This window comes from Sporosarcina sp. FSL W7-1349 (genome assembly GCF_038003045.1).
GTDB lineage: Bacteria > Bacillota > Bacilli > Bacillales_A > Planococcaceae > Sporosarcina.
Map to the genome: position 1 here is coordinate 26645 of NZ_JBBOOK010000001.1, position 12268 is coordinate 38912.

Consider the following 12268-nt stretch of genomic DNA (forward strand, 5'->3'; position numbering starts at 1 on the left):
CCTCTTTCTCATGTGGTTACTGCATCGGATTATTCGGGGGCATGCCCGGTTGGCCAGCTGGGGCATATGCGTTCAATATTTGCTGCATATCTTGCTGAGCCAGTTGCGGCACTTGGTAGTAGTGGTGTTTATTTTGATAAATCGACAGCTCGTAAGCCATTTCAATGCAGTTCGGAACGGAGTCGGCTAAAACCCGGCGGACGACTGGGTTGGTCGTTTCGAGAGCGGCCATCGTCTTCGCGGAAGCACTCGTTTTGGCGGCGTCCAATAAAAAGCCGGAAATGATTTCATCCGAAATTTCGGACTCGTTCTGGATCGGTTTTTTCGGCTGGGAAGCCTTCATTCCATAGATGAAATCATTGCCTTGCTTCATCTTATAGCTTTGCGTCGGGTGGGATGGATCACGCCCGGTTTTGAAGCACTCGACTGTTATATTGTACTCGTCCAAGGTGAACCGATATTGACGGTCGAGTATATCGAGCAGTTCAGGGTCTTTGACATGTGGACGCATCAGCATCGCCATGTTCAGTGAAGCAATAGCTCCAGATAACACTTCGTGGACATCAAATAATTCGTGTCCGCCATGGTTCATTTGCTGAGGAACGGATCCCGTATGCATGTTTTGGTGGGTTTGCCCGAATGGATTTTGAGTCACTGCATATCCTCCTTACGGTATTTTGGTCAATCGAGGATAGTATGGCAACAGCGGTCCAATCTATTCATGAAGAGACGTGATTCGGAGTCATAATCCATCGCCTGCAAAAATAGACTAACTACGAGGATATTTTTGTCAATGAAAGGCAGATGATCTGATGCAAATCCATGTTGTTCAACCTGGCCAATCGTTGTATGGCATAGCGCAAGCTTACGGAATCACGTATCAAGACATTGCGGTGGCCAATGAAATACCGGATCCATCACGTTTAGTCATTGGGCAAGCCTTGGTCATCCCGATTATAGGGCAGTATCATTGGGTGCAACCGGGGCAATCGTTGTATTCGATCGCAAGGATGTATGGGATGTCTTATGTTGAATTGGCGAGAATCAACGGCATTTCCCCTTCCGCTACATTGCAGGTAGGACTACGGCTTTATATTCCACCCCGTCCGAAGATGAACGCGGAAGTTCTTCTCTATGCAGAGCCGCGGGCGCCTGTCAGTCAGTCATACATTGACGAGGTCAGACGACGGGCAGGACAGGTGACATATATGGCCATGTTTAGTTATGAAGTCTTGCGTGATGGATCGCTAAAAGCTCCACCTCTCGACAATATTCCGCAAATTGTCAGAGATGCGGGCGCAGCGAATGCCCTTGTCGTCACCAATTTGGAGGAATTCGCTTTCAGTGCCGATTTGGCCCATGCCATTTTTACGGATGAAGCCGTGCAAGATCGATTGTTCGATAACTTGATCCAAGAAGCGAATCGGGTAGGTTTCAGGGACATCCATTTTGACTTTGAGCTGCTTTTTCCGGAGGATCGCGAACTTTATAATACTTTCCTCCGAAGAGCAAGGGATCGGTTTCATGCGGCGGGCTTCACGATCTCCACCGCTTTGGCTCCGAAAGCGAGTGATGTCAGAACGGGGATTTACGGGGCGCATGATTATAAAGCGCATGGGGAGATTGTGGATTTTGTGTCACTTATGACTTATGAATGGGGATATACATTTAGCGAGCCTCAAGCGGTGAGTCCAATTCAACCGGTGCAAGCCGTCGTCGAATATGCCGTCAGTCAAATACCACGGGAAAAGGTGTTTCTCGGCCAAAATCTATACGGATATAATTGGTCATCCCCGTATCCGCCACAAGGGGGAGCCCCCGCACGGGCAATCAGTCCGCAACAAGCTATTGCATTGGCCATCGAACAGAATGCGGCAATCCAGTATGATTATGTGGCACAAGCGCCTTTTTTCCGCTATATCGATGCGGAAGGTGTGCAACATGAAGTATGGTTTGAAGATGCACGCAGCATACAAGCGAAGTTCAATTTGATCAAACAATTTCAATTACGCGGAATCATGTACTGGAAGTTGGGTCTGGCATTCCCTCAAAATTGGCTTTTGCTGCAGGATAATTTTAACATCCGCAAAATTACATGAAGTCCGGAAAAAAAAATGAACCGGAGTGCGTAAACGCACATCGGTTCATTTATTTTTTAATCATTCTTTATTCAGGTAGTTCATAAAGGATTGAAGGAAATCGATGTCGGCATTAAAAACCAAGGCCGGTAGAAAAGCAAAAGTCATCAACAGCATAACATTGGCACCGACAATTGCGCGAGCAACTTTTTTAATTTTCATTTCAATTCCCCTCTTTCACCTGAATTATCATTTCCACATAACCGTTCAGAAGCCTTGAGTATCAATGCAGGAACTGGTTATCTGAATAATGATATAATACACCCTAGTTCGCCATCTGTAAATTATTTTTTCTTGTATTCTCCATAAAGTGGACACAATCCAGTATACTAATTAGATATAGAATAAAAAAAATCTTGTAACAAATCTATTTTTCGGCGATAATATAAAAATGTACTAAATAGATTGTGAAATATCAATCAAAGATTGACATTGGAGAAGCAACAGCTTTATCCTTTATCTTTATTCAGCTGAAGACTCCACCTCTACAGGTAATAATATTGTTACCTGTTCAGCGGGTGTCCAAACGCCTGCTGAATAAAGAGAAAGCCTCCGGCGGATGTAACAGATTTTGAAAGGCAGTTTAAGAGCGACGTACCGAAAGTGCCTTCATTTCTGCAAAGAACGCAGAAATACGGCAAACCGAACTCTTCGCTGTTCGGTTCGCAATTCAAAATCCAGACGCAATTAAGCCAAGGCGTAATTGATTATATTCAAGAAAGGGATGATTGCGAATGACTAGAATGGATGTAGTTCAATCAAACAAAAATAGAGCGAACGATTACGTTCATGAAGTATATGAATTAGTAAAGAAGAGAAACCCGGATGAAAAAGAATTTTTGCAAGCCACGAGAGAAATTTTCGATTCACTGCGCCCCGTCTTTTCCCAACATCCCCATTTCATCGAACATGGCATTCTTGAAAGAATTACAGAACCGGAACGGATCATCACTTTCCGTGTCGCATGGGAAGACGATCAAGGCAGAGTGCGGGTGAACCGTGGTTTCCGTGTTCAATTCAACAGTGATTTAGGACCATATAAAGGTGGGATTCGATTCCATCCTTCCGTCAACGTTAGTATTATGAAATTCCTTGCATTCGAGCAAATTTTCAAAAATGCGTTGACCGGCCAACCGATCGGCGGAGGGAAAGGCGGATCGGACTTCGATCCAAAAGGGAAGTCGGAACGTGAAATCATGCGATTCACGCAAAGTTTCGCCACTGAGCTGACCCGGCATATCGGTCCCGATCGCGACGTTCCGGCCGGTGACATCGGTGTTGGAAAGCGTGAAATCGGATACATGTTCGGAACGTATAACCGTTTACGAGGCGGATACGAAGCAGGGGTCTTCACCGGAAAAGATCCGGAGCATGGCGGAAGTCTAGGCCGTAAAGAAGCGACTGGCTACGGCACCGTCTATTTCGTGGATGAGATGCTAAAAGGGAAAGGACTTTCCTTCAAAGGCAGCACAGTTATCGTTTCTGGATCTGGAAACGTTTCCACCTATGCAATTGAAAAAGCGATGCAATTAGGCGCCAAAGTGGTCGCGTGCAGCGATTCGGGCGGTTATATCTATGACAAGGATGGCATCAACCTGGAAACATTGAAACAATTAAAAGAAGTGGAAAATAAGAGAATCTGGGAATATACGAAATTCCATCCGAATGCGGAATATCATGAGGATTGTTCAGGTATTTGGTCCATACCTTGTGATATCGCATTGCCATGTGCGACACAAAATGAGCTGGATGAAATTGCTGCTCATACTTTGGTAGCGAATTCCGTTAAAGCAGTCGGAGAAGGCGCGAATATGCCATGTACTTTGGAAGCGATCCATCTGTTCCAAGAGAACGGTGTATTGTTCGCCCCAGCCAAAGCGGCCAATGCAGGCGGTGTGGCCGTTTCAGCAATGGAAATGTCCCAAAACAGCATGCGCCTTTCTTGGACTACAGAGGAAGTCGATGAAAGATTGCAAGGGGTCATGAAGAATATCTATACAAGTTGTTTGGAAGCGGCCGACCAATATGGCAAACCGGGAGATTTGGTCATGGGAGCAAATATTGCGGGATTTTTGAAGGTTGCCAATGCGATGGTATCACACGGCATCAACTAAATATAGAGGAGAGACGGATACGCTAATTCATTAGTGTGTCCGTTTTTTTTGCTTTAGAAATGACGTGCATATTTAGGATTGTATGCATCCAACCCTCCATTTCATGATTGATAAAATTTGAAATAAATTAGAGAAAATCTATTGTGTTTCATCTTGAATATGATATTATAAAAATACTATAACTTGCATAAAAATTCATACGAGAGTTTGAAGGGAGTTTTTAAAATGACAAAAAAGAAAGTTGTATTAGCATATTCAGGTGGACTCGATACATCCGTAGCCGTACAGTGGTTGACAGATCAAGGATACGCAGTCGTAGCATGCTGCTTAGATGTCGGTGAAGGGAAAGACTTGGAATTCATCAAGCAGAAGGCATTGCAAGTCGGTGCGGTGAGCAGCTACGTCATCGATGCGAAAGAAGAATTTGCGCAAGAATTTGTCTTGCTTGCATTGCAAGCCCAATCTTATTACGAGGATAAATATCCACTCGTTTCGGCACTTTCCCGTCCGTTAATTTCAAAGAAGCTCGTTGAAGTGGCCCATCAGGAAAATGCAACTGCTGTAGCGCATGGCTGCACAGGAAAAGGGAATGACCAAGTGCGTTTCGAAGTCGCGATTAAAGCACTTGATCCTTCTTTGGAAGTATTGGCGCCTGTCCGTGAATGGAGCTGGTCCCGTGAAGAGGAGATCGAATACGCGAAGCAGAAGAACATCCCGATTCCAATCGATCTCGAAAGTCCTTATTCGGTAGACCAAAACCTTTGGGGCCGTGCCAACGAATGCGGCATCTTGGAAGATCCTTGGGCCGCACCGCCAGAAGATGCCTATGGATTGACCAATTCTATCGAAAATGCACCGGACACACCGGAAGTGGTTGAGATCGAGTTTAAAAAAGGAGTGCCAGTCAGCTTGGATGGCGTTCAATATCCGTTGAGTGAACTGATCCTTAAATTGAATGATATCGCCGGAAACCATGGCGTCGGAAGAATCGACCACGTCGAAAACCGTTTAGTCGGCATCAAATCGCGTGAGGTATATGAAGCGCCAGGTGCCATCACATTATTAAAGGCTCATAAGGAATTGGAAGATTTGACGCTCGTGAAAGAAGTAAGTCATTTTAAACCAATCATCTCGCATAAGCTAAGCGAGATGATCTATAACGGCTTATGGTTTTCTCCGTTACGCGAAGCATTGGAAGCATTCATTAAAGAAACCCAGCAATACGTCAACGGGACAGCGCGTGTCAAACTGTTCAAAGGGCATGCCATCGTGGAAGGCCGGAAATCGGCGAATTCCCTTTATGATGAAAAACTTGCCACGTATACGGCTGACGATGAATTTGACCAATCGGCAGCAGTCGGGTTTATCAAGCTATGGGGTCTTCCTACTGAAGTTCATAGTATGGTAAATAAGAAACAAACTGTAAAAAAAGGATAATGAAAAAATACCTTCCATCTTCCCGGATGGAAGGTTCTTTCTTTGAAAGACTAGGTATTTAGTGAATAGGAAAGAAATGCAAAACGCGAAAAATGGATTATTTCCGCGGAAAATGAATCTTTTTCGCTCCTATTATAGTAGAATGACTGAGGACGTTGGATGACATATCCAAATTAAAGAAGGGGGACGTCAAAATGGAGGAACAGAACTTGAAAAAGAAGTCACCAAAGTTGTTCATAGCATTGATTGTGGCTGCTCTTATCATTGTAGGCGGTAGCGCATCCGCTTATTTCGCATTTAGTAAATCTCCGAAAGTGCAATACTTTATGGCTGAAAGTGCTACATTGCAACAAATGGGTGACCTATTCAAAGATCGCTATGCAAATGAAATGAAATGGATGGATGTCCAAAAGGAAAAGCCGACAGAAACAACATTGGATCTGTCAGCAGAATGGAATGATCCATACGTCGATTACGACATGGAGGAAGTCCAGTCACTTGTCAACAGTTCGAAGTTGACGATCCAGAACGTATTCGATCCGGTAAAGAAAGAGACGGAAATCGGATTATCTGCTGAAGTGGGAAGCACTTCAATCGATTTGGGGAAATATTTTGCAACACCGGAAAAGGCTTTATTGGCATTGCCATTCACGGATGATCTAATTCGCTTCGACGATAAGGATTTCGGTCGGATCATGCGGGAAATTGATGAGGACTATGAGGGAAATGATGAGCTAGGTCTCGCACAACTGTTCGAAACTGATTTTTCATCCGCCAGCGAACTGACGACTTATGTGAAAGAAGAATACTTGCAATACATTTTCAATGAATTGCCAGAAGAGGCATTCGAAAGCGAAAAAGAAGAAATTGAAGTGTTCGACAAAAAAATCAAAGCAACGAAGTCGACGATGAAACTTGATGAAAAGCAATACAAAGCACTGTTTGAAAAGGTCTTAGTAAAAATGCAAAAAGATGAAAAACTGAAAGAATTGATCAAAGACCAAATCGCCATGTCTTCTTTTGCGGGAGACGTAACAGCGAGTGATTTGACAGAAATGATCGTCCAATACGAGGAAGGCCTGGAGTCGGCCATCGAAGATTTGGATGAAATTGACGATGTGCCGGGCACGATCACATCGACAATCTGGCATGACGCGAACCACATCGTCAAACGTTCTTTGGATGTGACAGTCGGTGAAGAAGGAGAAGAGGAAACCCTTCTGATCGATGGCGTTCAATTGTTGGAAAAAGATGAGCAACAATGGAAGTATACGATGGGAATCAAGGAAGAGGATAATGAAGAAAATGTGTTGAAATTCAACGGTCACTTGACTTGGAAAGACAAGAAAGCAGAAGACTCGATCACCTTGACGGTGGAAGATGTGAATTCTGTCAAGATCTCCTACAAAGGGAAAGAGGATCTGGACGGTTCCAAGCGTACCTTTAAACGGACATTCGGATTCTCCGACGGGTATGAAGATGTAGAAGTGATCTGGAGCGGAAATGCGACGCATGAAAGCGACTCAATGAGCGCTGATCATCACTTCACATTCAGCGATGCCTCGATGGATCCGGATATGTATAACTTGAAAATGAAACAAAAGAGCAAAGTCGTCAAGAAAGTCGACATGCCAACCGAATCGGATGATACCATCCTGTTGAAAGATATGAGTGTGGAAGAAATGATGGAATATGCCGAAGAAACTTTAGCTCCTGAAGCTCAGAACTGGGCTTGGGAACTCATGGGCAACCTGGAAAGTGAACTTTACGGCAATTAATTGAATTATAGGAAAAAGAGGCGATCCATTCGGATGGCCTCTTTTTTAGGTGTGGGAATAGTTTTATAGGGAGGGAGTGGGAGCTGGCAGAGGTAGGGAGGAAAGCGAGTTCGTGGACTGTCATGGCAAAGCCGAGATTGTAAGGAGAAATATGTGAACTGTCATGGCGCGAGTGAATTGTCATGGCAAAAAACGAAACTGTCATGGGAAAAACGCGAACTATCATGGCGAGTCGGGAAACTGTCATGGTGCGAGCGAATTGTCATGGCAAAAGTCGGAACTGTCATGGCAAAAGCGCGAACTATCATGGCGGGTCGGGAAACTGTCATGGCGCGAGTGAACTGTCATGGCAAAAACCGAAACTGTCATGGGAAAAACGCGAACTATCCTGGCGAGTCGGGAAACTGTCATGGTGCGAGCGAATTGTCATGGCAAAAACCGAAACTGTCATGGGAAAAACGCGAACTATCCTGGCGAGTCGGGAAACTGTCATGGCGCGAGTGAACTGTCATGGCAAAAACCGAAACTGTCATGGGAAAAACGCGAACTATCATGGCGAGTCGGGAAACTGTCATGGCGCGAGTGAACTGTCATGGCAAAAACCGAAACTGTCATGGGAAAAGCGCGAACTATCCTGGCGAGTCGGGAAACTGTCATGGCGCGAGCGAACTGTCATGGCAAAAACCGGGACTGTCATGGGAAAAGCGTGAACTATCATGGCGAGTCACGAAACTGTCATGGCTCGAGCGAACTGTCACGGCAAAAGCCGGAACTGTCATGGGAAAAGCGTAAACTATCATGGCGAGTCACGAAACTGTCATGGCTCGAGCGAACTGTCATGGCAAAAACCGAAACTGTCATGGGAAAAATGCGAACTATCATGGCGAGTCACGAAACTGTCATGGCGCGAGTGAATTGTCACGGCAACCCCCGAGACTGTCATGGGAAATGCGTGAACAGTCATGGTCTCAATGGAATCTCTACAAAACCAAAAAAAATAGAGGGGGAATGATCAATTCCACCCTCTATTATTACTTACCAGTTGAGGCGGTGAAACTTGGATTCACCACACTCTTTTTATTTGCCGATGCCGGAAAGGGAACCTTGCTCGGAACGCTGTAAGAATTCTTTGACATGGTCGACATATGGTTGTTTGTCGTAGCCGTTATATAGTGCGCCTGCCATACGAACTGGATCGCCGAAGAAGAAACGCTCGTATAGAGTTTGGCGAGTACCGAATGCGCTCATGCAGACATCCCATGCCAAACGGTATAGCTTTACGCGGTCATACGCAGAGCCAGTTGCCGATTGCAGATATTTATCCAAATCAGGGCGGAGTTCCGAAGCGAAGTCTTTTTCGTTCGGGATTGCCATCAAGCCGCTTGCACCCATCAACTGCATGATTTCACTGAAGCGTGGGTAGATCTTAGGATAGTAGTTACGCGCCGCGTTTAACGGACCAAAATCTGGTGTCATGATACCCCAGCGGTCTTCTTTTGCATTCGCCTCGGAGGCTGTTACAAACGCTTTCATCGTCTCCAATGCAATGATAACTTCGGACATTTTCTCATGGATGTGCTGGAATTGCCCGATGTTGATCGTTTCCACCATCAATTGAAGAAGGCCGAGGATGAATTCTGTCTTCGCCACGTTTTTCGAAACAACTTGGTGTGTCATGTGAACAACTGCGTTACTTTCGTTGTACGCTTCGTTACATACTTGAACATCGCCTAGCGCAAATACGCGATTCCAAGGAACGACGACATCATCGAACACTACGATGGAATCCATCTCCTCGAAACGGGAGCCTAGCGGATGGTCGAAATTGGATTTTCCATAATCGAACGACTCACGGCAGATGAATTTCAAGCCTGGTGTGTTGTTCGGGATTGAGAATGCGTAAGCATATGGATTTTCTTCATCTGATTGTTTCAGCAAAGTGGAAGGGAATACCATGATTTCGTCAGTGATTCCGCCTTGTGTCGCAAGAAGGCGTGCCCCACGGATGACTACCCCTTCAGATGTTTTTTCAACGATACGCGCAGCGATGTACGGATCAGGCAGCTGCGCCGAGTTCAATGCACGGTTAACTTGTGGTTGAATTAATGTATGCGTTAAGGACAAATCGTTCTCACGGCAATATTCATAGTAATCTTGCATATTTTTTTGATAGAACGGGTCTTGCTTTCCGAACATTTCCGATGCGGAACCGTATGCCATCATACCCGCATTGATATAGTCAGGGGAACGTCCCATCATTCCGTTGTTGTGGCGGGCCCATGTCTGGATCATCGTCCGACGTTTTTCCAAGTCTTCTTTCGTTCTTGGTTGTAAGAATGATGTACCAACCTGATTTCCAGTCGTCGGGGATTTATAAGTCATGTAATCCTTTTTATCTGCATCGAATTGTAAATCGTATAGTTCTCCTTGCGTTTTCATAACTCCTTTAAACGCTGGGTGTTCGGAAATTTTCCCTTTCACCTGCTCACCGTCGATCCACACATTCGCCTGTGCCTTGTCGACTCCATCGATATACTGCTGTCCTGTCTTAGCTCCCATTTGTAAAACTCCTTTCAGTTTTTCATTCAAAATGAAACCGCATTCATTCCCAAATCAGAATTATTGAACCTTTCATTCAATTGAGGTTGTAATGACAATATACCACGTGCTATCATATATGATAAATATATATATGGTTTGTTTACTATATTTAATTCGTATATAAATGTGCTAGGAAGGGAGGAAAACAGTTGAACCTGAAACGGTTAGGCTATTTCGTCACGATAGTGGAAGAAGAGCAAATTACAAAAGCCGCGCAGAAATTGCATATGGCTCAACCACCGTTGAGTCAGCAGCTTAAACTATTGGAAGAAGAACTGGGCGTCCTTTTATTTGAACGGATCGGCCGGAAATTGGAACTTACAGAGCCGGGAAAAGTGCTATATGATAAGTCGAAAAAGCTGCTCTCTCAATATGAAGAGGCTTTCATGGAAGTGGAGGAAGTGGCTAAAGGGATGAAAGGCGTCCTGTCCATTGGTACGGTGAAGTCCTGTTTCCCTTATGTACCGGGAAGGTTGCGGCAGTTCCGGGAACAGTTTCCTGATGTGACATTCAGATTAAAAGAAGGGGATACGTTCCGGATGACCGAGTATTTACGGAATCGGGAGATTGAACTGGGGATTGTCCGGATGCCTTTGGAGATGGAAGACTTTTCATCGATTGCACTGCCATCTGAACCGTATGTCCTCGTTGCGCCGAAAAAATGGAATCAAAAAAAGAAAATCCGGATGAAAGATGTCGCGGAGCTGCCTTTGCTCTTGCTCCATCGGGTTAAAGGGAGGGGACAATACGAACTGATTTTAGATGAATGCGCAAAGCACGGCTTTGAGCCATCAATCATCTGTGAGTGTCCGGACGCGGGGATGCTTCTTTCTTTGGCGCGGGAAGGAATCGGCTATGCGATGTTGCCAAAGTCCACTGTTGAATTCCTACTATATGAAGATCTGCAAATCACCGAGATCGAAGATTGTCTAATTCAGACGGAAGGTACGATCATCTGGTTGAAGGACCGGTACTTATCCAAGGCGGCAAGTCACTTTCTGGAAACCTTCCAACAATCGCAATTGACAGAGGCTCCTCTATAATAGAGATAGATATGAAAAAAAATAAAAGTAATTAAACTTTCAGATATCCATTGCCTCTCCAGTAAGGGGAGAGTTTATAATGAAAACAATCACATCGGAGGAGGAATAAAAATGACAAAGAAAAACTTTGATATTGTCCGGCTGCATCACGCAGAAGTGACAGTGACGGACTTGGAGAAGGCAAGACATTTTTATTGTGAAGGACTTGGATTCATCGAAACGGAATCCGACGAAAATCATATTTATCTGCGGGCTTTGGAAGATGCCAATCATCATACATTAATGTTGACGAAAGGTAAGCAGGCGAGCCTGAAGCATATTGCGTATCGTGTAAGCGCTGACAGCGATTTGGATGAGCTGGATAAACTGTTTACAGAACTAGGCGTGAAAAAGCGCTGGGTTCAGCCGGGAGAAGAAAAAGGGCAAGGTCGTGCGTTGCGTATCCAAGACCCGGGCGGTATTCCAGTCGAATTTTTCTTTGAAATGGATAAAGCAGAAAGAATGCTGCAGCAGTATCATCTGCAAGGCAATGTGAAGATTAAGAGGATTGACCATGCGAACTGCACTATCACGAACATCGACGAGCTATATGCATGGTACAGCGAAAATCTCGGTTTCCGGACGTCTGAATATACAGTAAAAGGCCACGGAGAAGACGAGAGAATTTGGGCTGCTTGGATGCACCGGAAGCCAAGTGTCCATGATTTGGCGCTCATTAGCGATAAAGGTCCTCGTTTCCACCATACGGGCTTCTGGATGGATGACGCGAAATCAATTTTGGACGCATGTGATCATCTGGCCGGGCTCGGCTATTATGCGAATATCGAACGGTCTCCGGGCAGACACGGCACATCCAATGCGTTTTTCGTCTATGTCCGCGATCCAGACGGCAACCGGATGGAATTATATACAGGAGACTACTTCACAAATGACCCAGATTGGGAGCCGATCAAATGGAATCTGGAAGACCCGCAGCGGGCAACGTTCTGGGGTGCCATGCCTCCGAAAACTTGGGTGGAAGAAGCGGTCCCTGTTGAAGATATCTTGACAGGTGAACTATTGCCGGTCCACACTATTAAAAAACCAGTGCAAGCATAATGAAAGAGGCGTGTCAAAGATGAAAATCTTTGATACGTTTTTTTGGTTTGATAAGATAA

12 protein-coding genes are annotated in these 12268 nt (G+C 45.1%); 9 read left to right on the forward strand and 3 right to left on the reverse strand.

Features of this window, described 5'->3' with window-relative positions; translation table 11 throughout:
* Positions 1 to 16: 16 nt before the first annotated feature.
* Positions 17 to 655 (reverse strand): spore coat protein, encoded by a 639-nt coding sequence (locus MKY41_RS00165; protein ID WP_340743132.1) that lies wholly within the window; start codon positions 653 to 655, stop codon positions 17 to 19.
* Positions 656 to 812: 157 nt separating this feature from the next.
* On the opposite strand from MKY41_RS00165, the gene MKY41_RS00170 reads away from it, so the two are divergent.
* Positions 813 to 2099, forward strand: coding sequence for a glycoside hydrolase family 18 protein (locus MKY41_RS00170; protein ID WP_340743133.1), 1287 nt, complete (start codon positions 813 to 815; stop codon positions 2097 to 2099).
* 60 nt (positions 2100 to 2159) lie between these two features.
* Here MKY41_RS00170 and MKY41_RS00175 read toward each other — a convergent pair whose 3' ends face one another.
* Positions 2160 to 2300: a hypothetical protein gene (locus MKY41_RS00175; protein ID WP_340743134.1), complete on the reverse strand. Its 141-nt coding sequence runs from the start codon at positions 2298 to 2300 to the stop codon at positions 2160 to 2162.
* Between the two features lie 572 nt (positions 2301 to 2872).
* Here MKY41_RS00175 and gdhA point away from each other — a divergent pair.
* From gdhA to MKY41_RS00205, 6 genes are all read left to right on the forward strand, one after another.
* Positions 2873 to 4252, forward strand: coding sequence for an NADP-specific glutamate dehydrogenase (gene gdhA / locus MKY41_RS00180; RefSeq protein ID WP_445683290.1), 1380 nt, complete (start codon positions 2873 to 2875; stop codon positions 4250 to 4252).
* Between the two features lie 225 nt (positions 4253 to 4477).
* Positions 4478 to 5689 carry an argininosuccinate synthase gene (locus tag MKY41_RS00185; protein ID WP_340743135.1) on the forward strand — a complete coding sequence of 404 codons (1212 nt, stop codon included), beginning with the start codon at positions 4478 to 4480 and terminating at the stop codon, positions 5687 to 5689.
* Between the two features lie 194 nt (positions 5690 to 5883).
* Entirely contained in the window at positions 5884 to 7467 is a 1584-nt protein-coding gene (locus tag MKY41_RS00190) for a DUF6583 family protein (protein WP_340743136.1), read from the forward strand.
* A gap of 153 nt (positions 7468 to 7620) precedes the next feature.
* Positions 7621 to 7971: a hypothetical protein gene (locus tag MKY41_RS00195; protein ID WP_340743137.1), complete on the forward strand. Its 351-nt coding sequence runs from the start codon at positions 7621 to 7623 to the stop codon at positions 7969 to 7971.
* 6 nt (positions 7972 to 7977) lie between these two features.
* The gene (locus MKY41_RS00200; protein WP_340743138.1) at positions 7978 to 8259 is read left to right on the forward strand and encodes a hypothetical protein; all 282 of its coding nucleotides are present in this window, start codon (positions 7978 to 7980) and stop codon (positions 8257 to 8259) included.
* Positions 8260 to 8265: 6 nt separating this feature from the next.
* Positions 8266 to 8589 (forward strand): hypothetical protein, encoded by a 324-nt coding sequence (locus tag MKY41_RS00205; RefSeq protein ID WP_340743139.1) that lies wholly within the window; start codon positions 8266 to 8268, stop codon positions 8587 to 8589.
* On the opposite strand, the gene hpaB is transcribed toward MKY41_RS00205, so the two are convergent.
* On the reverse strand, positions 8545 to 10026 hold the full coding sequence (gene hpaB / locus MKY41_RS00210; protein WP_340743140.1) for a 4-hydroxyphenylacetate 3-monooxygenase, oxygenase component: 1482 nt from the start codon (positions 10024 to 10026) through the stop codon (positions 8545 to 8547). The two genes, MKY41_RS00205 and hpaB, sit on opposite strands and share 45 nt — an antisense overlap.
* A gap of 191 nt (positions 10027 to 10217) precedes the next feature.
* On the opposite strand from hpaB, the gene MKY41_RS00215 reads away from it, so the two are divergent.
* Positions 10218 to 11111: a LysR family transcriptional regulator gene (locus tag MKY41_RS00215; protein WP_340743141.1), complete on the forward strand. Its 894-nt coding sequence runs from the start codon at positions 10218 to 10220 to the stop codon at positions 11109 to 11111.
* A gap of 111 nt (positions 11112 to 11222) precedes the next feature.
* The gene (hpaD, locus tag MKY41_RS00220; protein WP_340743142.1) at positions 11223 to 12209 is read left to right on the forward strand and encodes a 3,4-dihydroxyphenylacetate 2,3-dioxygenase; all 987 of its coding nucleotides are present in this window, start codon (positions 11223 to 11225) and stop codon (positions 12207 to 12209) included.
* Positions 12210 to 12268 lie beyond the last annotated feature (59 nt).